General features: G+C 66.4%; 19 protein-coding genes and 1 tRNA gene. 1 reads left to right on the top strand and 19 read right to left on the bottom strand.

Annotated elements, in window-relative coordinates:
• Positions 1 to 26 precede the first annotated feature (26 nt).
• From ACPPVQ_RS02015 to ACPPVQ_RS01990, 6 genes are all read right to left on the bottom strand, one after another.
• A tRNA-Ser gene (locus ACPPVQ_RS02015) sits at positions 27 to 117 on the bottom strand.
• A gap of 142 nt (positions 118 to 259) precedes the next feature.
• Positions 260 to 910, bottom strand: a complete 651-nt coding sequence (locus tag ACPPVQ_RS02010) for a DUF2510 domain-containing protein (RefSeq protein ID WP_426518109.1) — start codon at positions 908 to 910, stop codon at positions 260 to 262.
• A gap of 25 nt (positions 911 to 935) precedes the next feature.
• On the bottom strand, positions 936 to 2,234 hold the full coding sequence (locus tag ACPPVQ_RS02005; protein ID WP_426518107.1) for an LCP family protein: 1,299 nt from the start codon (positions 2,232 to 2,234) through the stop codon (positions 936 to 938).
• A 180-nt stretch (positions 2,235 to 2,414) separates the two neighbouring features.
• Positions 2,415 to 3,689 carry an MFS transporter gene (locus tag ACPPVQ_RS02000; protein WP_426518105.1) on the bottom strand — a complete coding sequence of 425 codons (1,275 nt, stop codon included), beginning with the start codon at positions 3,687 to 3,689 and terminating at the stop codon, positions 2,415 to 2,417.
• Positions 3,690 to 3,717: 28 nt separating this feature from the next.
• On the bottom strand, positions 3,718 to 5,319 hold the full coding sequence (locus ACPPVQ_RS01995) for a carbohydrate-binding protein (RefSeq protein ID WP_426518103.1): 1,602 nt from the start codon (positions 5,317 to 5,319) through the stop codon (positions 3,718 to 3,720).
• 55 nt (positions 5,320 to 5,374) lie between these two features.
• Positions 5,375 to 7,543: a glycoside hydrolase family 3 C-terminal domain-containing protein gene (locus ACPPVQ_RS01990; protein WP_426518101.1), complete on the bottom strand. Its 2,169-nt coding sequence runs from the start codon at positions 7,541 to 7,543 to the stop codon at positions 5,375 to 5,377.
• 83 nt (positions 7,544 to 7,626) lie between these two features.
• Here ACPPVQ_RS01990 and ACPPVQ_RS01985 point away from each other — a divergent pair, with 83 nt between their 5' ends.
• Positions 7,627 to 8,214, top strand: coding sequence for a TetR/AcrR family transcriptional regulator (locus ACPPVQ_RS01985; protein ID WP_426518099.1), 588 nt, complete (start codon positions 7,627 to 7,629; stop codon positions 8,212 to 8,214).
• Here the strand turns inward: ACPPVQ_RS01985 and ACPPVQ_RS01980 are convergent.
• The 13 genes from ACPPVQ_RS01980 to ACPPVQ_RS01920 all read right to left on the bottom strand — a co-directional run bounded on the left by ACPPVQ_RS01980 (position 8,199) and on the right by ACPPVQ_RS01920 (position 21,390).
• Positions 8,199 to 9,365: an acyl-CoA dehydrogenase family protein gene (locus tag ACPPVQ_RS01980; protein ID WP_426518097.1), complete on the bottom strand. Its 1,167-nt coding sequence runs from the start codon at positions 9,363 to 9,365 to the stop codon at positions 8,199 to 8,201. The genes ACPPVQ_RS01985 and ACPPVQ_RS01980 overlap by 16 nt on opposite strands.
• 184 nt (positions 9,366 to 9,549) lie before the next feature.
• Positions 9,550 to 11,421 (bottom strand): Na+/H+ antiporter NhaA, encoded by a 1,872-nt coding sequence (locus tag ACPPVQ_RS01975; protein WP_426518095.1) that lies wholly within the window; start codon positions 11,419 to 11,421, stop codon positions 9,550 to 9,552.
• Between the two features lie 72 nt (positions 11,422 to 11,493).
• Positions 11,494 to 12,795, bottom strand: a complete 1,302-nt coding sequence (locus ACPPVQ_RS01970) for an RNA polymerase sigma factor (RefSeq protein WP_426518093.1) — start codon at positions 12,793 to 12,795, stop codon at positions 11,494 to 11,496.
• Positions 12,792 to 13,127 carry a YciI family protein gene (locus ACPPVQ_RS01965; protein ID WP_426518091.1) on the bottom strand — a complete coding sequence of 112 codons (336 nt, stop codon included), beginning with the start codon at positions 13,125 to 13,127 and terminating at the stop codon, positions 12,792 to 12,794. The genes ACPPVQ_RS01970 and ACPPVQ_RS01965 overlap by 4 nt, the downstream gene beginning before the upstream one ends.
• A gap of 13 nt (positions 13,128 to 13,140) precedes the next feature.
• Entirely contained in the window at positions 13,141 to 13,740 is a 600-nt protein-coding gene (locus ACPPVQ_RS01960; RefSeq protein ID WP_426518089.1) for a dihydrofolate reductase family protein, read from the bottom strand.
• A gap of 160 nt (positions 13,741 to 13,900) precedes the next feature.
• Positions 13,901 to 14,761 (bottom strand): HpcH/HpaI aldolase/citrate lyase family protein, encoded by an 861-nt coding sequence (locus ACPPVQ_RS01955; protein ID WP_426518087.1) that lies wholly within the window; start codon positions 14,759 to 14,761, stop codon positions 13,901 to 13,903.
• A 5-nt stretch (positions 14,762 to 14,766) separates the two neighbouring features.
• Entirely contained in the window at positions 14,767 to 15,264 is a 498-nt protein-coding gene (locus ACPPVQ_RS01950; protein WP_426518085.1) for a MaoC family dehydratase, read from the bottom strand.
• On the bottom strand, positions 15,264 to 16,478 hold the full coding sequence (locus ACPPVQ_RS01945; RefSeq protein WP_426518083.1) for a CaiB/BaiF CoA transferase family protein: 1,215 nt from the start codon (positions 16,476 to 16,478) through the stop codon (positions 15,264 to 15,266). The genes ACPPVQ_RS01950 and ACPPVQ_RS01945 overlap by 1 nt, the downstream gene beginning before the upstream one ends.
• On the bottom strand, positions 16,475 to 17,638 hold the full coding sequence (locus ACPPVQ_RS01940; RefSeq protein ID WP_426518081.1) for a pyridoxal-phosphate dependent enzyme: 1,164 nt from the start codon (positions 17,636 to 17,638) through the stop codon (positions 16,475 to 16,477). Before ACPPVQ_RS01940 ends, ACPPVQ_RS01945 begins: the two co-directional genes overlap by 4 nt.
• Complete coding sequence (locus ACPPVQ_RS01935; protein ID WP_426518079.1) at positions 17,638 to 18,117, bottom strand: GNAT family N-acetyltransferase; 480 nt, start codon at positions 18,115 to 18,117, stop codon at positions 17,638 to 17,640. Before ACPPVQ_RS01935 ends, ACPPVQ_RS01940 begins: the two co-directional genes overlap by 1 nt.
• Complete coding sequence (locus ACPPVQ_RS01930) at positions 18,114 to 19,295, bottom strand: dipeptidase (protein WP_426518077.1); 1,182 nt, start codon at positions 19,293 to 19,295, stop codon at positions 18,114 to 18,116. The genes ACPPVQ_RS01935 and ACPPVQ_RS01930 overlap by 4 nt, the downstream gene beginning before the upstream one ends.
• Complete coding sequence (locus ACPPVQ_RS01925) at positions 19,292 to 20,680, bottom strand: M20/M25/M40 family metallo-hydrolase (protein WP_426518075.1); 1,389 nt, start codon at positions 20,678 to 20,680, stop codon at positions 19,292 to 19,294. Before ACPPVQ_RS01925 ends, ACPPVQ_RS01930 begins: the two co-directional genes overlap by 4 nt.
• A complete protein-coding gene (locus ACPPVQ_RS01920) occupies positions 20,677 to 21,390 on the bottom strand; it encodes a creatininase family protein (protein ID WP_426518073.1) in 714 nt (237 codons plus the stop codon). Before ACPPVQ_RS01920 ends, ACPPVQ_RS01925 begins: the two co-directional genes overlap by 4 nt.
• Between the last annotated feature and the right edge of the window lie 27 nt (positions 21,391 to 21,417).

The raw sequence follows: 21,417 nt of genomic DNA, 5'->3' as shown, positions 1-21,417 counted from the left end.
AAATAGCTTCTGACCAGCATTTTTTGCGGAGACGGTGGGATTTGAACCCACGGTGCCCTGTAAAGGGCACTCCACCTTAGCAGGGTGGTGCACTAGGCCGAACTATGCGACGTCTCCAGCGCGCCCGGCTTGCAGACGCACGACAGCTATCATAACGGACGCCGAACCCCGAACCGGACAGCGTTCTCTCAGTCGCCGCGCCGGCCGACCGCCGGGCCGCACGGGCGCCGCACGGAAGCCGCACGGAAGCCGAACCCCGTCAGATCCCGAGCGCTCCCGTGTACCCATTGTTGTAGTAGTACTGCACGATCGACGACGTCAGCCCGATGCTCCACACGATCGAAATGATCAACGAAACCGCCGTGACGCCGATGAGCCACCAGATCGTGGCCAGCCCGCGCGGCCGGGCGACCTTGTGCACGATCACGCTGCGCCCGATCACGTACGCCAGTGAGGAGAGAAACGCCCACGCCCAGTGGAACGGCCGCTCCACACCCGAACGTTTCAGCTCGCGCCAGTCGAGGAAAGCGAAGAGCACGGTGACCGCCCACAGCACCCAGCTGATCGCGCCGACGGCGAGCGAAACGCCGAGGATGGATGCGGTGGCGTGCGCGATCTCGGAGCGCGAGCCCAGCGGGTTGAACTCGAAGACCCCGGGCGAGAAGAGGAACAGCAACGGGAAGGCCAGGAACGGCACTGCGATGACGAGCCAGATGTAGACGTTGTAGACCGGCGTCGTCTCCGGCAGCCGCGGCCGTTCGCCGGGAAGCGGCGCACCCGGCGCGGCCTGCGGAAGCGGCGCGTAGTGGTCGGTCCAGTCGTGCCCGTTCCACCAGCGGAGCCTTTCGGCCCCCGTGGGGTCGGGGAGCCAGCCGGGAGGCGTGGGACCACTGGTTCGTGCATCCGTCATCGCTTCGTCCTTTCCGTGAACGGGTTCACTGATTGTTGAGCGTACGCCCCTTCGAGCAGGTGTTCTGGGCCGCGGTCTGGCCGGTCACCGCATCCGGGAGCACGGTCGGCGCGGCTGTCGCCGACGCGGCCGGTGTGGGCGTCGCCACAATGCCAGGTGTCGAAGGCGCCACCGGCGTCGGCGTCGGCGTCTGCACGACCGAGCCGATGTCGCCGGGCGCGGTGCCACCCGACAGCACGACCGGCTGGTCCGCTTTGAGGGCCGCGGTCAGAGCATCCGCCGCGTCGGTGATGGGTTTCACGCCGTTACCGGACGCCCCGGTCGGGTACTGGATGAACACCACCTTGTCGAGGTCGATGTCTTTGAGGGCGAGTGCGATCTGCACCATACGGTCGATGTTGTGGAGGCTGTCCGACAACACCATGTTGTTCACGGCCGCCTTGGCGAGCGCGTACAGCCTGACCGGGTTCGCGAGGGTGTCGGAGCTTTTGATGGTGCGCACGAGCGACGACAGGAAGACCTGCTGGTTGCTGATGCGGCCGAGGTCGGAGCCGTCGCCGACGCCGTGGCGGGTGCGCAGGAACTGCAGCGCCGCGACCCCGCTGAGGGTGTGCATCCCGGGGTCGAGGAACGTGTTCGTGTATCGGTCCTCGATCTTGTCGGCCACGCAGACGGGCACTCCGCCGACCGCGTTCGACATGGCGATGACGCCGGAGAACTGGATGAGGGCAGCGAACTGGATGTCCAGCCCGGTCAGCTGCGCCACCGTCTCCACCGTGCACGGGAGCCCGCCGTATGTGAGGGTGGTGTTGATCTTCTGCGACGACATCGCCGAGAAGCTGCCGCCCTTCGGGTCGGGACAGGACGGGATGCGCACATACATGTCGCGCGGAAAGCTCACCACGGTCGCGTTCTTGTGGTCCTGCGAGATGTGCAGGAGCATCGTGACGTCGTTGAGCACCCCTTCCGCGTCGGCGCCGGTGCCGAACATGGGGTCCTGCCCCTGCCGGCTGTCGCTTCCGACGAGCAGCAGGTTGACGCCGCCGTCGATCGCGCCGATCTGCGGGATCGGCCCTGCGGTCTTCTCGCTGACCAGGTGCACCGGCGGTTTCACGCTGCTCGTGACGTCCCACAGGGCGATGGTGGCGACGGATGCTCCACTCACCAGCGCGACAGCCAGCGTCGCCGCCAGCACCTTCATCACCGTCGCAACGGCGCCACCCGCCTTCAGCCGGCCGTGGCGCGCGATCGCAGCCGGGGTCTTCTTTCCCTGGTCGCCACGACGCGGCGCGTCATCAGGCGCTGACCTGGGAATGGTGTCCAACGCGAAATGCTCCCGACTCTGCCGATGGTGCCCCCAATCCTATTGGGGCGGATCTCTCATCGCCGGGTGGGCCGAGAGTGCATGTTCCGGTCGAGAGCGCACGGCCCAACAGGCACGCTCGACCGGAAGTGTCATGCTCGGCCGGGCTGCTCCTCGAATTCTTGTCGGGACGGCGTGCGCCTACTTGACCGCCTTGATGAACCAGACGGCGAAGGCGCCGAGGATCGACAGGACGATGCCGATCGGGAACAGCGCGATGTAGCCGCCGAACGACAGGATGATGAATCCGGCGACGGCGGGGGCGATGGTCTGCGGCAGGGTCGCCGCAATGTTGACGACGCCCAGGTCCTTGCCGAACGACGTCGCCGAGGGAAGCACCTCGCTCATCAGCGCCTGGTCGACCGACTGGAACGCGCCGAAGCCGAGACCGGAGACGACGGAGAACGCGAGCCACCCAGCGAAGGTCGGCGAGACCATGGGGATGATCAGGGCGGCACCGACGAGGATCGACGAGGCGAAGACGAACGGCTTCCGGCGGCCGATTCTGTCGGAGATCGGCCCCGCGACCACCGTCGCGACGATGATGCCGAGGAGACTGGCGATACCGAACAGCGGGATCGCGGCCAGGGCGCCGGCAGAACCGAGGTGGATGTAGTCGGTCAGGATGTAGAGCTGGTAGCCGGTGACCATGAAGTAGCCGGTGTAGAGCAGCAGGCGCCCGGTGAACGCCCAGAAGAAGTCGGGGTGCTTGGTCGGGCTCACCCAGAAGGTGTGCAGGAAGATGCTCAGCGAGAACGGCTCGTTCACCTGCTCCTTGCTGGAGTGGTCGGGGTTGAAGATCACGAACAGGCTCAGGATGATGATGCTGAAGCCGGCCAGGAACAGGTAGCCGACGGGGATGTTCGCAGCCAGCTTCGATCCGAGGATCTGGCCTCCGAGCGCCCCGACCATGACCCCGAGACCGGACAGCGCCGAGAAGGTGCCGCGCGACTTGCGCGGAACGCGATCCGGCAGCACCGCGCTCAGTGGCCCCTGCGCGAAGTTATAGGCGACCTGCATGATGGTCGCGGCGATCGCGACCTCGACGATCGTCGAGGAGGCGGCCATGCCGACCAGGCCGAGCCCGCCGATGATCGCGCCGCCGATGATCCACCCGGAGCGCCGACCGAAACGCGAACGGGTGCGGTCGGAGAGAAGACCGGCGATCGGCTGGCCGATCATCGCGGTGAACGAACCGATCGTCGCGATGATCGCGAGGTTGGCGATCTTGTTCGCCGGGTCGATGCCCGCGATCTGCGCCGGAAGCAGGATTCCGAGGATGGATCCCCACAGGATGAAGATGCCGATGTTGGCGGGGATGATCCAGATGAAGAGGCGCCGTAGCCCCTTGATGGGCGGCTGAGGATCGTCAAGACCTTCGGGGACTGCTTCGGTGGAGTCGGACGTGATTGTCATGTGTTCGGTGTTCCTCTCGGGTTGCTCGTCAGTGAGCGGTGGGTGAGAATTCGATCGAGGCGATGGATCCGAGGCTCGGGCCATCGGGGTGGAAGACGAGATAGATGGCGTGCGCTCCGGAGGTCGGGCGCATATCCGATTCGAACGGAGCCCACCGACCGCCCGTCGGCGTCACGCGGATGCTTCCGATCAGCGGCCCCTTCGTCGGGTCGTCGACTCGTACGTCGACGGTGCCGGCGGTCTCCGAGTTCAGCTCGACCGTCACGGTCGTCGGCGAGTCCTGCCCGTCAGCGAAGTCGAAGTATTTGAACCCGACGACGCTGCCCTCGGCGAGGCCGGTGACCACAGAGACGATCCCCTCGTTCGCGGCGTCGCGCCGATCCGGGCCTCCGAGGAAGGCGCGCTCGGCGACGTTCGGGCCTCGCTTGCGGGTAGAGCCTCGACCCCGCCCGTCGGTCAGGTAGCACGCCATGTAGGCCGGCCAGCGCCGGAACGCCGGGAGCGGGTCGGTGCTGAAGCCCTGCGAGGTGTACTCGGCGTGTTCGAACGTTCCGTCCGCCTTGCGGGTGAGCGGTGTGGCGCAGGCCTGGCGCCCATCCTTCGTGTGGCGGTGATAGATCTGGTACCAGGTGCCGTCGACCTCGAACATCCCTCCGTGGATGTTCCCGACCCGGTCGGTCGCACCAACCTGGTTGTCATACCGGACGTTGCCGAGGGAGACGAGCGGGCCGGCGAGCGTGAACGGGCCGCGAGGATCGGATGCAACCGCGTGGTACATGCCGTTGAACCGTCCGCGTCCGGAAGCGTAGTACGCAAGAACGAACCGACCGTCGATCTCGCGGATCGAAGGGCCGTTGCCGAACTGCAGCTCGGGCCCCCGCCCGAAAGCGAGTCCGGCCAGCATGCCCCACCCATTCCCGGCGAAGATCTCGGTCTCGTATGTGCCTGTATCGGGGTTCTTGACGACGGTTCGCTTATCACTCATGTCGAGTTCGACGACGTAGCAGTACGCGCAGCCGTAATACAGGAACAGCCGGCCATCGTGTACCAGCAGCGCCGGGTCGTACGGGTACCCCTTCATGTGCATCCCGCGAGCGTCCATCAGTGGCCGACCGGCGGCGAACGCCATGTCGCCGTCCTCGATGCCGTCGACGTCGTCGGTCCAGCCGGCCGGCTTCGCGTCTTCGGGGTACCGGACCCGGCCGACGTACTCGAATGGTCCGGTCGGAGAGTCGGACACTGCGAGTGCAAGGCCGGACTTGCCGAGGGCGACGCCGTAGTACAGGTAGTACGTGCCGTCGATCTCGATCACGTCGGGAGCGAAGAGGTAGGACTTCAGCCCCATCCTGTCGCCGGCCTCGGTCATCCGATCGGCGTACGGATCCTGCCTGCGCTTGTAGATGACTCCGTCGTAGCGCCAGTCGGCGAGGTTTTCGAGCGAGGCCGAATAGCAGACGTAGTCACCGGCGCACATCCCGCCCTTCATACCGGAGAGGTCGTGCGAACCGTAGACGTACACGCGGTCGCCGAAGACGTGCGGCTCGCCATCCGGAATGTACTCATCCGGGGGGAGGAAGGGATTGATCGAGAATTCCGTCGTGCCATCGCGCGGAACGTGCAGGTTCGTCATCGAACGGTCCTTGGGTGTCGGGTGTGACCGGGTGGGAAACAGAGGTGTGGACGGGTCAGCTGAACTCGAGGCGACCGTGCAGTGCGCACGGGTCGCCCGAGAAGGAAGCAGCCTCGATGGTTGCTTCATCGGCGGCGGGGACGAATCCGGCAGCGCTCCAGCGCATCAGTGGCCGGGTCGAGCCCGTCACTGTGACCTGCGCGGATTCGCCCGCCTTCACGACGACCGGCGCGAAGCCGAGCAGCACACGCGCCGGGAAGTCGTGCGCCTCCGTCACTCCGTAAAGCTGGATGACGTGGCGACCGTCTCGAAGGCCGACATTGGTGACTGTCACGGACGCCTGGAACGACTCGCCCACGACCGCTCCGAGTTCGAAGTCGGTGACGAGGAATTCCGTATAGGAGAGACCGAATCCGAGGGGGAAGGCCGCAGGGATGCCGTCGCGATCGAGGAGGCGCTGTCCGTGCCACCGGTCGTAGGTGATCGCTGTTGCGTCGCGATCGAAATACGGGAGGTGGTCTTCGCTCGTCGGGATCGAGTACGGCAACCGGCCCGAAGCATCCACGTGCCCGAGCAGAACGTCGGCGAGCGCGTGCCCGCCTTCGCTTCCGGAGTACCAGCCGACCACGACCGCAGGCACCGATTCGCGCCATTCTTCGGTGATGACGGCACCGGCGGTCACGATGACGACCACCGTGCGCGGGTTGGCTGCGGCCGAAGCCTTGATGATCTCGACATCCGCGAGCCGGAGCCTCAGGCTCGCCCGGTCGCCGCCTGCGGCCTCGCCCATCACAGTGGACGCTGCCAGATCGAAGGCGGGCACGCCTTCCGGCAGGGGCGGGAAGACTGCAGCGACCTCGGGAGTCGCCATGGTCGTCGCGTCGAGGAATTCTCCCTCATCTTCGGCGGTGTAGCCGACGACGACGATCGCGACGTCCGACCGCGCAGCGAGTTCTGCCGCTGCGGCGGGGTCGTCATCCCCGGCGAATTCGATTCGCGCGTCGGGAAGCGCCGCGCGCAGTCCGTCGACGGCTGTCGCGACCTGCGGCGATCGCACGTTCGACGATCCCTTGTCACCGGTGTTGGGCAGGTCGGCGAGCCGTCCGATCACGGCGACGGTCGAGAGCGCGGGGCCGTCGAGCGGGAGGAGCGGAACATCCTCGACCGACTCGTTCTTCAGGAGCACCATCGCCCGCGCGGCGGCCTCGCGAGCGAGCGCACGATGTTCGGCCGAGAAGACGACGTCTTCCCCTGGCTCGTCGTCCAGGGGCGACGCGTAGAACGCGAGCTGTGTGGCGAGGATCCGGCGTGCCGCGCGATCGACGTGCTCCCACGACGCGCGCCCTGCGTCGAGGTCGTCCTTCAGGTGGAGCGCCCGCTGCTGACGGAACGGCTCCTCGACGTCGAGTCCGGCCCGCAGCGACAGGGCCGCGTCGCGAAGCCCGAAGATGAAGTCCGAGACGGTCACGCCTTCGAAGCCCCACTCCTCACGCAGGATGCCTTCCATGAGCTGCTCGTTCTGTCCGGCCCATTCGCCGTTGACGGAGTTGTAGGAGGTCATCACACCGTGGACGCCCTCTTCCACCAGGCGGCGGAAGTGCGGAAGGTAGACCTCGTGCAGGGTCGCGTCGTCTGCCGTGACATCCACGCTGAAGCGCGCGTTCTCCATCGAGTTCAGCGCGTAGTGCTTGACAACGCCCATCGCGTTGCGGCGCATGCCTCGCAGCAGCGCCGCGCCGAGCTCGCCGAGGATGATCGGGTCGTCCCCGTAGGTCTCCTGGGCTCGACCCCAGGCAGGATGCCTTGGAAGGTTGATGCAGATTCCGCCGAAGAAGTTCGCGCCCTGCGCTCGAAGCTCGCGGCCGATCGCAACGCCGATGCGCTCCTCGAGGTCGATGTCCCACGTCGCGCCGCGGGCCATCGACACGGGGAAAGCCGTGGAATCCCCGACGACGGCTCCGCGCGGGCCGTCGCTGAACCGCAGTCCCGGGACGCCGAGCCGGTCGATGGCGCCCATCACGATGGGGCGCACGTTGTAGCCGTTCGTGAGCATGTCGGCCATCCCGGGCCAGAAGTCCTGGTCGCCGTCGAGGAGCGACAGTTTCTCGTCGGGCGTGAACGCGCTGAGCAGGCTTTCCACCTCGTCGCCGAGCACCGCACCGCCCCGCAGTCGATCGACGGCGGAGCTGAACTCCGTGACCTTGGCTTCGGTCTTCTTTGACATTGGCAGGTCCTTACTTAAGTTGCCCTAGGTAAGGGATAGTAGGATGAAACGACATATCCGCGCAAGTCAAGGGAAACTGACGTATGACCGCTGGACCCCGTCGCATTCGGCTGACTGCCGACGAGCGACGCGAGCAACTCCTCGCCGAGGCGACGATCCAGATCGCGAACCATGGATACCAGGGGTTCACGATGGCCGGGCTCGCGAAAGCCAGCCGCCTCACCCACGCCGGCGTGCTCCACCATTTCGCGTCGAAGAAGGAACTGCTCGTCGAGGTGCTCCGCCACAGGGACGAGCTCGACGTCGAAGCCGTGGCTCCCGGGTCGGTACCGCCCTCGAGCCTCGCCGAGTTCCGGGCCATCCTCGACGCGCTCGTGGAGAGGAACCTCGAACAGCCGGAGATCATCCGCCTTTACACAGTGCTTTCAGCCGAAGCGCTGAATCCGGACCATCCTGCACACGAGTATTTTCAGGAGCGCCTTCAGCAGGCCCGTACCTTGCTCGTTCCGAGGCTCGACCTTCCACCGGAGGAAGCCGACGCCCTCGTCGTCGACTACCTCTCGTTCATGGACGGCCTTCAGCTCAACTGGCTCCGCGACCCGTCGATCGATTTCCGTGGGCGCTGGCGCCATTTCGCCGACTCACTGTTCGCAGCTCACTCGTGTCGGTGAAGCTCCTGCACTAGCTCGCGACCGATGAGGTCCTTCATGATCTCGTTGGTTCCTCCGTAGATCGTCTCGACCCGTGTGTCGATATACGCACGGCCGACGTGGAACTCACGCATGAAGCCGTATCCGCCGTGCAGCTGCAGGCAGCGGTCGATGACCCGCTTCTCGAGGTCTGTGAGGTACCACTTGCCCTTGCCCGCATCCGTCGGCGTCAGCTCGTCGACGTTGTAGGCGAGGACCGATTTGTCGACGTACGCTTCGGCGACGTCGAGCTCGGTCGACATCTCCGCCAGCTCGAAACGGACGTGCTGCAGGCTGTCGAGGGTGTTGCCGAACGCGACACGGTCGGCGCAGTAGCGTCGGGTCTCCTCGAAGATCGCGCGGGCCTTCGCGAACGCGTTGATCGTGAGGCCGAGCCGCTCCCGCGGAAGATGACTCATGAGGTTCTGCAGTCCGCGTCCCACCCCGCCGAGCACATTCGCAGCCGGAACACGCACATCACGGAAGAACAGTTCCGCTGTGTCCTGACCCATGAGGCCGATCTTGTCGAGCTGGCGGCCGCGCTCGAAGCCGGGCATGCCCGTCTCGACGACGAACAGAGTGAAGCCCCTCGAGCCGGCGTCGGGGTTGGTCTGGGCGGCCACGATCACGACGTCCGCCATGATGCCGGAAGAGATGAAGGTCTTCTGGCCGTTGAGGATCCAGTCGTCGCCGTCCTGCACAGCACGGGTCCGGATGCCGCGAAGGTCGCTGCCCGCGCCCGGTTCGGTCATCGCGAGCGCGCCGATGAGCTCACCGGCGGCGAACGGCGGAAGCCAGCGCTCCCTCTGTTCGTCCGTCGTCAGGTCGCGAAGGTAATGCAGCACGAGGTCGTCCTGTACCGCGATGGTGACCGCGAACGACGTGGCCCCCGTCTTCGCGATCTCTTCGGCGACGACCATCCGGTAGCGGTAGTCCATCTCACCGGCGCCACCGTACTGCTCGGGGATCTGCAGTCCATAGAGACCGGTCTGGGCCGCCTTCACGTAGACCGAGCGATCGATCATGTGCTCGTCGTCCCAGCGTTCCCAGTTCGGGACGACTTCGCGCTTCAGAAACTCGCGAACCGCGTCGCGATACGCTTCGTGGTCGTCAGTGAAGAGGTCTCTCTTCATGGCATTCGTCTCCTCGTCGGTCCCGGTGCTGAACATCTTCCTGCGCGCTGAGGTTACATCGCTAAGACGTGAACGGTTGCTTGCAATCGCAGAACGCGCGCCAGGTGCCCGTTCGTGTACTCGGGCAGGTACTGCGGCTCCCGCTGAACGCCAGGGACAGCTAGAGACCCAGAAGCCCGGATTCTCACGAAGACGTGGCTGACGCGCGCGCCGCGACAACCGCCTTGGAAAGGGAATCGACGTCGATGGCACCCTCGTGGCGTCGGCCGTTGATGAAGTAGGTCGGTGTGCCCGCCGCGCCGCTCTCATCGGCGGAATCAATGTCCTTCCGGACTCGGTCGGCGTAAGCGTGACTGAGGAGATCGTCAACAAACCGCTCGGAATCAAGCCCCAACTGCGCCGCGTAACCCTCCAGATCGCGGATGCCGAGGTGGTCCTGATGATTGAGGAGCAGGTCGTGCATCGGCCAGAATGCCCCCTGTGCGCCGGCCGCCTCGGCCGCCTCGGCGGCCCGGAGAGAGTTCGGGTGCACGTCGGTGAGCGGAAGATGTCGCCATGCCACCGCGACGTCGGGATGGCGTTCCAACAGCTCGAGCACCGTGCGTTCACCGCGGCCGCAGAAGCCGCATTCGAAATCGCCGTACTCGACGACCGTGACCTGTGGATCCGCTGCCCCGCGAAGGTGGTCGACAAGCGGGTCGATCGGCGTAAGAAGGTCGAGCGTCGGGTCGGGGCGACCATTCAGGGCCGACGTCCGCTTGTTCGCTGGGATGAATCGCACGCTTTGGAAGACCAGCCAGGTGAGCGCAGCCGACCCGATCACGGAGAGGAAGATTCCGACCTTCGCCTCAGCCAGTTCGGGACCGGAGAGGACGATGCTCGCGATGAGAAGAGAAACCGTGAACCCGACACCCGCTGCCGTGCCACTTCCCACCACCGACAGCCAGCCGACCTGCGGATGGATCCTGCCGCCGGAGAACCTGCTCAGCAACCACGAACTGCCGACGACAGAGATGGGTTTGCCGAGCACGTAACCGAGGACGATACCGATGGTCACTGCACTGGTGGAGGCGCGACCAAGCAGCTCGGCCGTGATGACGACGCCCGCGTTCGCGAGCGCGAAGATCGGCACTACAACGTAGCTCGTCCAGGGGCTCAGCCGGTAGAGTATGCGCTCGTTTTCGGAGAGAGAATCCGCCAATCCAGCCGCAGCTGACCTGGCCAGTTCGGCGTTGGGGCTCTCGCGATAGTGCTGGACCAATCCTGTGGCCCGCTCCAGGTCTGCCCGCACCGGAACGTAGGCCGTCGTCGCCAGACCGATGGCGAGACCGGACACCACGGGGTCGATACCGCTCAGCAGTAGCGCGAACCACATAAGCACACCCAGGACTATCGCCACGTTCCTCGCGAGCGTGCGACTAAGACGCCGGGCAGCGATGATCCCCCCGAATGCGACAACGGCGACGATCAGAGGGCCGGCTGAGATCGGCCCACTGTAAAGCAGGGCGATGATGACCAGCGCGGCAACGTCATCAACCACGAACGCCGTCAGCAAGAACGTACGAGTCCGCTTCGGCGCCCGCTTCGCCAGGAGCGTCAGGATGCCGAGGGCGAGGGCGGTATCCGTCGACATCGCCACACCCCAGGCGCGCGCCGAGTCCAGTCCCTGGTTGACGATGATGTAGATGGCGACCGGCACGGCCATGCCGACCAGACCGACGGTAATAGGAAGGACCAGGCGCCTCCTGTCCCGGAGGTCGCCGAGGTCGAACTCCCGCCTGGCCTCCAGTCCCACGGCAAGGAAGAACAGCGTCATCAGGCCGCTGTTGACCCACGTTCGCAAATCGTACGTCAGGCTGAACTGCCCGGCGCTGATGCCTACCGGCTGACGCCAGAACGCCTCATAGCCTCCGATGTTCGCCCATGCCAACGCGCCGATCACTGCACCCACCAGAAGAACGGATGCCAATGCTCCTGCCCGCAGGACACCCTGGAAAGTGCGCTTCGGGTGCACCATGACCGTGCGCTCTTGGTCGTCCGGAGATTGCTCAGCCACTGGAGACGATTCCAAGCTCACTCTCCACCGCCATCGCCATCGCCGTCACATTTTCGGGCCCGCGCTCGGGCGCTAGCGACAATCTAGTCCCGCACATCTGCCGCAGCCACCCAGGGAGAGTCTGGATGTGCAGCAACACCGGCCTAGGTCAGTACACCTAGGAGGGAGCTCGAACCGACGCCGCTCGAGGTACGCGATCTCGGCGGAATTCTCCGCGAGCGCGCTCGCGGCACCATATGCCTCCCGCGCTTCGGCGTCCCGGCCGAGACGTGCGAGCAACAGCGCCCGGGCCGCATGGAAGGGGTGATACCCGCTGAGCTCGGGCGTGAGACGGTCGACCAGTGCGAGTCCCCTGTCGGCGCCGTCGCATTCGCCGACCGCGATGGCCCGGTTGAGCCGCACGATCGGAGAAGGGTCGAGCCGCACCAGCTGATCGTAGAGTGCGACGACTTGCGTCCAGTCGGTCGTGGCGCCGTCAGTGTGCACCGCGTTGATCGCGGCCAACAGCTGATACCGCCCGGGCGCGAGACCGGAAGCCAGCCGCTCGCGGACCAGGGCGTGCCCCTCGGAGACGAGCGCGGCATCCCACAAGGCCCTGTCCTGCTCGGCAAGCGGGACCAGCTCACCCGCCGGCGAGACGCGCGCCCCCCGACGCGCCTCGGTCAGCAGCATCAGCCCCAGCATCCCGGTGACCTCGCCGTTCGCCGGCAGCAGCTCGCGCAGCAGCCGGGTGAGGCGGATCGCCTCCCCCGTGAGCTCCTCGCGCATCGGCGGAGTAGCGGGTCCCGACGCCAGGTAGCCCTCGTTGAAGATCAGGAACAGCACCGCCAGCACCCCCGACACCCGGGCGGGCAGGTCGTCGGCGGCGGGCACGCGATACGGGATGCCGCTGGCGGCGATCTTCGATTTCGCGCGCGTGATGCGGGCGCCCATCGTCGTGTCCTGCACGAAGAACGCGTTCGCAATCTCCCGCACGCTTAGGCCGCCGACCATGCGGAGCGTCAGGGCGATCCGCGCTTCCATCGCGAGCGCCGGGTGGCAGCAGATGAAGACCAGCCGTAGTCGATCGTCGTCGATGACGCCGATGGGCTCCGGCTCGGTGTCGTACACGAGCATCGCCTCCCTGTGCCTGACATCGCGCGTGCTCTCGCGCCTGATCCTGTCGATCGCCTTCCGCGTCGCGGTCGTCGTCAGCCACGCGCCCGGCGCCGGCGGGATGCCGTCCTCGGGCCACCGCTCAGCTGCGGTTGCGAAGGCTTCCGCGGCTGCGTCCTCTGCGGTGTCGAGGTTTGCGAAGCGCTTGGCGAGCGTCGCGACGACCCGCGCCCACTCCTCGCGGTGGGCACGGGTCAGCGCGTCGCGGACGTTACTCACTCCGGCGGCGGAAGAACCGGACGAATCTCGAGGCGGCGGTTGCAGGCCCTCGAGCCCTCTGCCATCAGCTTCAGGGCGACGTCGAGGTCGGGGGCCTCGATGATCCAGAAGCCCGCCGCCCATTCCTTCGCCTCCACGAACGGGCCGTCGGTGAACACCGGCTCGTCGCCGCGGCCGTCGATGACGGTCGATGCGGTCGGGTCGGCCAGACCGGCCCCGAACACCCAGTTCCTTCCGGCCACCAGCTTCTCGTTGAACGCGTCGATCGCGACAGCCTCTTCGGCGGTCCCTGACTCGCTGCGGTTGTCGATGACGTTGACCAAGTACTGCATGCCGTCGATCCTCTCACTCCGCGTAGGCGGGCCGGCCGCCCACGCTGTAGGTGAGTGCAACGATGCCGGTCTCGAACACCCTCGATTCCTGCAGCTCCAGCCCGAAGTCCAGGCCGTCCTGCGGGAAGAACCGCCGACCCTCCCCGACGATCACCGGGAATTGGACGAGGTTCAACTCATCGACCACCTCGTTCTCCAGGAGCCACCGGGCGAGCGAAGCACTGCCGACGAGCAGGAGCTCACCGGCCGGCTGTGCCTTGAGTGCGCGAATCTCGGCGGCGACGTCACCCGAGATCACGGTGGTGTGCGCCCAAGCAGGAGCGGTCAGCGTGTTCGAGACCACGTACTTCGGCTTGGAGCTGATCGCCTCACCGAACCAACCGTCGTCGCTCCTGGCTCCCCAGAACGTCTCGAACAGGCCGAACGTCCTGCGACCGAGCAGAATGGCATCCGGACGACGCCAGGTGTCGAGGATGTACTGGGCAGCATCCTTGTCGTCGAACGCGAGCGCCCAGCCGCCGCGCGTGAATCCGGGGTCCATCTCTTCGTTGTTCCCGCCATTCGCCTGTGCGACTCCGTCCAGGGTGACCTGCAGGCTGATCGTGAGTTTCATAGTGAGTTCCTTTCTCTCACCAGTGCCACGAACGGGGAAGGGGCATTTCGACAGCGGCGCGAAATTCGTTCCCGCGGGGTGCATGGCTCGTTTGTCACAAGCGACAGAAGCTCGGCCCGCCGGCACGCGGGCCGTTCGCCGCGTCGATGTGGCCTGTCACTCAAAGCACCTGTCGAGCGCGGCGCACCATCGCCTCATCGACGAGTTCGCCTTCCACCCGGATCGCGCCACTCACACGGTTGTGAGGGTCGTCCCAGGCGTCGACAACGCGTCGCGCCCAAGCCCGCTCTTCGTCACTCGGCCGGAACTGCGAGTTGACCGTCGGCAACTGCGCGGGATGAATGCACAGCGCACCCCCGAAACCGAGGCCCCAGGCCCGTCGCGAAGCTCCGGCGAGGGCCGCCTCGCCGTCGAGCTTGAAATGGGGGGAGGCGAGAGGTGCGGCCAGACCCGCCGCTGCGCTCGCTACGACGAGAGTGGCCATGGCGTGTTCGGTGTGGGTTCCCCCAGGCTGGTACGCCAGTCCGAGGTCCGCGTAGTAGTCGGCCGCCCCGAAAGCGAGACGCGAGAAGCGCGCGGCAAGAGTGAACTGACCCGATAGACCGAGCATCCCGGCGGCCGATTCGATCAGCCCGACCACCGACGTTGCTGAGGTGCCGTGTGCCTGCTCGATCGCCGACAACGCCTCGTCGAGTCCGTCGGCCTGGGGTCCGGGAACGAACTTCGGGACCATCAACGCGCTGACGCCGCCCTCGAGCGCGGCCGCGACGTCTTCGGCGAACGCGGACGAGCCGAAGGGGTTCACGCGCACGAGCACCAGTGGACGAGCGCCCGATCCGGCGCGAAGGGTGCGTACGACCGAACGGGCGACGTGCTTCTGTTCAGCGCGCACGGCATCCTCGAGGTCGACGATGACCGCGTCGGCTTCGGAGGCCAGCGCCCGACCGACACGATCGGGCCGATCGCCGGGAACGAACAGGAACGAGCGGGCGGCACGAAGGGCCGCTGACTCATCACTCACCGAGGTCATGGTGCGTCGACAGGACCCGGCGTTGGACCGAACCCGCGGCGGTAGACCATCACGGTGCGGTCGAAGGTGATGACAGGAACGCCGTGCTGGTTGGTTCCTGTGGTGTGAACTGTCACGATGCCCACCTGCGGTCGGGACCGGGATTCGCGCAGGCTGATCACCTCCGACGACGAATAGACCGTATCGCCTTCGAACAGCGGATGGGGCAGGCGCACAGTATCCCAGCCGAGGTTCGCCATCACGTTGTACGAGACATCGCTGACCGACTGCCCCGTAACCAGGGCGATCGTGAACGCCGAGTTCACCAGCGGACGCCCGAACTCGGTCTGTGCGGCATAGTGAGCGTCGAAGTGGACGCGCGCCGTGTTCTGGGTGAGGAGGGTGAACCAGATGTTGTCCGCCTGGGCGATGGTACGCCCGAGACCGTGCCGATACACGTCACCCACCTCGAAGTCCTCATAGAAGCGGCCCTGCCAGCCTTCCCGGATCGTCATCAGCCCTGCCCTCCCTGAGCGGCGGGTTCGAGGTCGCCGCTCCTCAGCCGCCGAATCTGTTCGGCGTCGTAACCGAGGATTTCGGCGTACACATACCCGGCATCTTCGTTCCGGCGCGGTGCCCGGCGGTACTCTACGGGCTCATTGCCCACACGCACAGGACTCCGCAGCTGCCGCACCGTGCCAAACTCCGGATGCTCGGACTCGACAACCATTCCACGTGCGACCGTCTGTTCGTCGGCAAGCGCCTGCGCGACGGAATTGACCGGCCCGCAGGGCACGCCGGCGGCACGGAGCAGGTCGAGCCACTCGTGTTCCGTCTTCGTCAGGAAGATGCCGTCGAGGATCGGCAGCAGCTCATCGGCGTTTCGCCGACGGGCGCCGAAGTCGAGGAACCGCACATCCTCGGCCAGATCAGGGCGCCCGAGTGCGGCGGCGAGCCGCTGCCAGAACTTCTCTTTCGGACTCGCCACGACGATCCAGCCGTCAGCGACCTGGAATACCTGGAAGGGGACCAGTGACGGGTGGGCGGAGTGACGCGTACGGCGCGGGGTGAAGTCGCCGTTGAGGTTCCAGATGGCCGGGTAGGTGAGCATCGAGATCGCGGTGTCGAACAGGCTGACATCGCAGTCCATGCCGACCCCGTCGCGGCGCGCGGCGTGCACCCCGGCGAGGATCGAGATCGCAGCGACGAGGCCACCTGAGAAGTCGACGAGCGAAAGGCCGGACTTGGTCGGCGGCCCGCCGGGCTCGCCGGTGATGTCCATCCAGCCCGCCGCACCCTGAAGGATGTAGTCGTACCCGGGCTCGTTGGCGCGCGGGCCGGTCATCCCGAAGCCGGTCAGCGCGCAGCACACGATCTCAGGATTCAGGTGTTTCAGGTCGCCGTAGGTGATGCCGATCTTCGCGGGCACGTCGCCGCGCAGGTTCGAGTACACGACGTCGCTGACCCGAACGAGGTCTTCGAACACCCGGCGGCCGGCAGAGGTCGAGAGATCGAGCCCGATGCTCCTCTTGTTGCGATTGAACGCCTCGAAGAAGAGGCTGTCCTCGCCGCTCTGGTAAGGCGGGACATAACGCCCGACGTCTCCCCCGCTGCTGGGGTCTTCGATCTTGATCACCTCGGCGCCGAGGTCGGCGAGGTGCACGCTGCCGAACGGTCCGGCGCCGTACTGCTCCACGGCGATGATGCGGAGATCTGCGAGAGGTTTCATCTGGACGTGTTCCTTGTCGTTTCGGTGCGGTCGACGATGTCCGCCATCGTGTGGCCTGCCTTCAGTCCGAAGCCCGTGAGCACCATGACCACGGTGTCGCCGGGGCCGATCATGCCGTGGTGGACGAACCCGGGCACCGCCGCCGCGACGATCGAACTGGTCGGCTCTACATAGAGGCCCTGCGCTGCGAGCGTGAGTACGGCATCCGGGATGGACTCCTCGGCGACGGCCTGGAAGTCGCCACCCGACTCCCTGACCGCCGCGAGCACTTCGCGGTCGCGCACCGGATGCGCGATCGAGGTTCCCTCAGCCAGAGTCGGGCGCCAGTCTCCGTCCCGCACAGACGTTTCGCCCGCTGTGTAGGCGGCGGCGAGCGGACTGCAGTTACGGGGCTGCACCGCCAGGATGCGCGGGATACGGGGGATCGCACCGGACGCGACGAGCTCGCCGAAGCCGAGCGCGCATCCGAGGATCAGGCTGCCCGATCCGGCAGGCACGATGACGGCGTCCGGGGCTCGGAAGCCCAGGTCTTCCCAGATCTCGTACGCCAGCAGTTTGACTCCCTGCAGAAAGAAGGGATGCCAGTTGTGGCTCGCGTAGAACCGGGTGGAGGCTTGCCGGATCGCCTCGTCGGATGTCGCCTGCCGGTTGCCGGGAACGAGCTCGATCCGGGCCCCGTGGGCGCGACTCTGCACGATCTTGCCGGGCGCGGTGCCTTCGGGTACGAGGATCTTCGCGTCCATTCCGGCTGCTGCGGCGTAGGCGGCGACGGATGCTCCCCCGTTGCCCGAACTGTCCTCCAGAATCTCGGAGATGTACTGCGAGGCGAGCATCGCCAGCATGACGGACGTGCCACGGTCTTTGAAGCTGCCCGACGGATTGAACCATTCGGCTTTGGCAAGAACCGGGATGCCCTGGACTGTCGCCGGGAGGAGCGGAGTGCATCCCTCCCCCAGTGAGAGGCGCGGCAGCGGTACCGGGAGGGCGGCCGCGTAGCGCCAGTGGGACCGCTCGGAGCGATCGACGTCGTCGCGGGTGATCCCGCCGAGCGCCGAGACCATCAGGGGCGAGCCGTCGGCGCCGCCCCAGCGCGGCTCGTCGATCGGATACTCGGCTCCGCTTCGGTCGTAGAGATAGGGCATGCGGCCCACACCGGCCATCAGAGGTCGAGCTCCAGCATCATGCCGATCATGCCGTCGATGTCGGAGGCGGGCTCGTACCTGAACCCCAGGCCTTCGTATGTTCTGAAAGCGCGGGCGTTGCCCTCGATCACGACCAGGTCGACCTGTGTGCAACCGACGTGGCGAGCCTCTTCGACGACAAGGCCCACGAGGGTTGCACCGAGCCCGCGGCCGCGGCACGCCGGGTCGACGATGACACGGCCGATCCTCGCGCGATCGCCCTTGACTGTGAGATCCGCATGCGCGAGCGGCGCCGAGGGGTCGGCGACGTCGACCAGCATCCACGAGGTCCGGCCTGGAACCTCACCGACGTCGGCGAGCTGTTGCTGCGTCAACGGCCACGCGAGGCTGGTCGCAGCGAAGAGATGGAGTGCACCGCTGTCGGGCACCCAGCCGACAACCGCTGCGAGGTCGGATGCCTCCCTGGCGCGCACCGTCAAGGTTGCGCTCTCGGTCACACCCACACCTCATCGAGGACACGCATGATGTTCCCGCCCAGGACCTTGGCGATGTCCTCGTCCGAGAAGCGGTTATGCACGAGCCAGGCCGCGATGTTGTGGAAGCTCTCGGTCGGGTTCTCGAGCCCGTCGACGTACGCCACCCTCTCGTACGGGGTCGTCGTCGCGGCCGCCGAGCTCAGCAGCCCGGCGAAGGTCGTATGCAGACCGACATGGTCGCCGTACAGCGTGTCGGGGCCGAACGCGACATGGTCGATTCCGACCAGGTCGACGCAGTACAGGAAGTGATCCATGACCGAGAGGATGCTGTGCTTCGTGTGCTCGTACGAGATCGTGGTGTGCGGTGCGGCCGACATCCCGATCACCCCGCCGGTGGCTGCGACGGCCTTGAGCGCCTCGTCGGACTTGAGCCGGGGAATGTCCCAGAGCGCACGGGCGCCGGCATGGGTCATGAAGACCGGCTTGTCCGACGCCTCCGCCACCTCGATCCCGGTGCGGTCGGACGAGTGCGAGACATCGATGGCGAGCCCGAGCTGGTTCATCCTGCGAACCGCCGCATGGCCGAACTTCGTCAACCCGAAGTCGTGGGTCTCGTTCAGTCCGGCACCGAGTCCGTTGGAGTCGGAGTACGCGATGCCGATCTGGCGAATGCCGAGACCGAACAGGACGTCGAGCTTGTCGAGGTCGTTGCCGATCGGCGTCGCGGCCTCGAGCCCGAAGACGAGCCCTACCTGCCCGGCGGCGTGGGCCGCCCGGATGTCGTCGGTGGTCCGTACCACGACGACGTCGCGCTGGTGCGCGAGGTCGGCCTGGCGCATCCCCAGGTCGGTGACGACGTCATCCCACTGCCACGGTGTGTTGCCGGTGACGGTCGCCGTGCCGTCCATCATGTTGTCGAAGACGGCGGTCAGACCGGATGCGGCGAGTCCTTCGTACGCGGTGTACTGACGCCCCGTGCGGTTGTAAGCCGGGGTGTTGGCCATGTCGTCGGGGAACCGCACCGGGTGGTCGTGCAGGCTGATCGTCACGTTGGCGGCGAGCAGTGCTTCGGCGTGCGCCACGTCCTCCGGGCTGACCGGCGCCTGGTAGGCGGGGACGCGACCGATCTCGGGCGCCAACGGATCGACGGGGAGCCCGAGGTCACCCTGCAGGTAGTCGTAAGAGTGGTACTGCTTCATCGTGCGGCCTCCATGAGAAAATCATTGGGTTCGAGCACATGCGGGCCGGCGGCGAGCACGTTCCAGAGGTATTCCCACGCGCGAAGCCCCTCATGGATACGCCGGATGCGCAGGAACTCATTCGGCGCGTGCAGGTTCTCGTCGGACGTGGAGAACGAGAAGAAGAGGGTCTTGGCGCCGATGGTCTCCTCGAACAACGTCGTCGCCGGCAAGGTTCCTGCGATGACCGCCAGCAGCACATCGTCGCCCGGGTAGACATGGTTCAGTGCCGCCGTCGCCGCCCTGATCGCTGGATGCTGGGCATCGATCCGGTAGGCAGGCACGCGCGCCTGGTCGACCCGCATCGTCACGTCGATGCCCGGCAGCACGATGGCGCGAACGTGGCGCTCGATCGCGGCGACCACCGCGTCAGGATCCTGGCGTCCAACGAGTCGCGACACGATGTGCCCCGTCGCCGTGTGCGGGATCACCGAATACTTGCCGCCGCCCCTCACGCCCGTGATCTCGAGGGTGGGTCGCTCCCACAACCGCTCAAGCGTGGTGAGGCCGGCTTCGCCGTGGAGCTCGGAGACGCCGAGCGCTTCACAGTAGTCCGCATCGTCGAAGGCGACCGCCGCGATCTCGGCTCGTCGTCGGTCGTCGATGTCGTCGACCCCGTTGTAGTACCCGTCGACCGCGATGCGTCCCTGGTCGTCGTGCAGGCTGGCGAGGATCGTCGCAAGGGCGTGCACCGGGTTCGCGACCGTTCCGCCGAATCGCCCAGAGTGCAGGTCGGACTTCGCCCCACTGGTGACGATGTCGAGCGAGACGAGACCCTTCGAAGCCGTCGACAGAGAAGGCTCGCTCGGCCGCCACTGCGCGCCATCGGCAGAGATCACCAGGTCGGCAGCAAGTTCCGCGGCGTGTTCACGCACATAGGCGGGCAGGCTGGGACTGCCGATCTCCTCCTCGCCCTCGATCAGGAACTTGACGTTCAGCGGGAGCACTCCGCGCTGCTCGATGAAGGCCTGTGCGAGCTTCAGAACGATCAGGACGGGGCCCTTGTCATCGGTCACTCCTCGGCCCCGCGCGACATCGCCGTCGATCGTCATCTCGAACGGGTCTGAAGCCCACTCGTCGAGGTCGCCCGTCGGCTGCACGTCGTAGTGTCCGTAGACGAGGACGGTCGGGGCTCCCGGTGCGTTCAGCCATTCGGCCCGCACGAGCGGAAAACCTTCGGTCTCGACGACCCGGCCGTTCGCGAAGGCGAGCTGTGCCGCGACCCAGGAGGCTGCCTGGCGCATCGTGCCGATGTCGGCACTGCGGCTCACGCTCGGGATCGCGACATACTCGGCGAGCTCCGAAAGAACCGACTCGACGGGTGGAAAGGTGAGTTCGTCGCTCATTTGCGGATCCATCCGTTCTCGAGCAGGTCGCGCACTTCGAGCACCCCAGCGTCCCAGACGGTCTGCATGTCAGCATCCGGCCGTCCGTAATCGCCACCGTGACTGCCGTCGGGTGAAGCGGTGCGCATCTCTATGCGTGACAGGGAAGCCGTGACCTCACGGGGCAGCGGCTCGATCGAGCCCTCGGGAACCTCGGCTCCGTCGACTCGGGTCCACGCGAAGTTCTCCACCCAACCGCCGTGCAACTGCACATCGGAGAACCGGCTGGCCGCTGCTGCAGTCTGCGGTGCGTTGTACCAGCTGTGGAAGAGGACCTCGACCGGCTCGTCGCGGTGCACGCTCGTCCACTCGCGGATGAGCCCCGTTATCGGCGCGTTGCCGCCATGGCCGTTCACCAGGGCGACCCGGCGGAACCCCTGGCCGGCGATCACGTCGAGGAGATCGCGGATGACCTCGATGTATGTGCTCATCCGCAGGCTCATGCTGCCCGGGTAGGCCGTGAAGTACGGGCTCATCCCGAACGGAAGGGCGGGCAGCACCGGAATGCCGAGGGGCTCCGCAGCCTCGACCGCGACGCGCTCGGCGAGGATCGCGTCGGTGCCGAGCGACAGGTAGCCGTGCTGTTCGGTCGATCCGACCGGAAGCACGATCCGGTCGTCGTGGTCGAGGTAGTCCTCGATCTGCATCCAGTTTCGGTCGTAGATCTTCACGTGTATTTCCCATCTCAGGCCGATCTT

Origin of the sequence: Leifsonia sp. McL0618, from assembly GCF_049994905.1 — a bacterium.
In the GTDB taxonomy this organism is placed as follows: Bacteria; Actinomycetota; Actinomycetes; order Actinomycetales; family Microbacteriaceae; genus Diaminobutyricibacter.
Note: the sequence above shows the minus strand (reverse complement) of the source record. Positions and strands in the feature narration are given on the sequence as shown.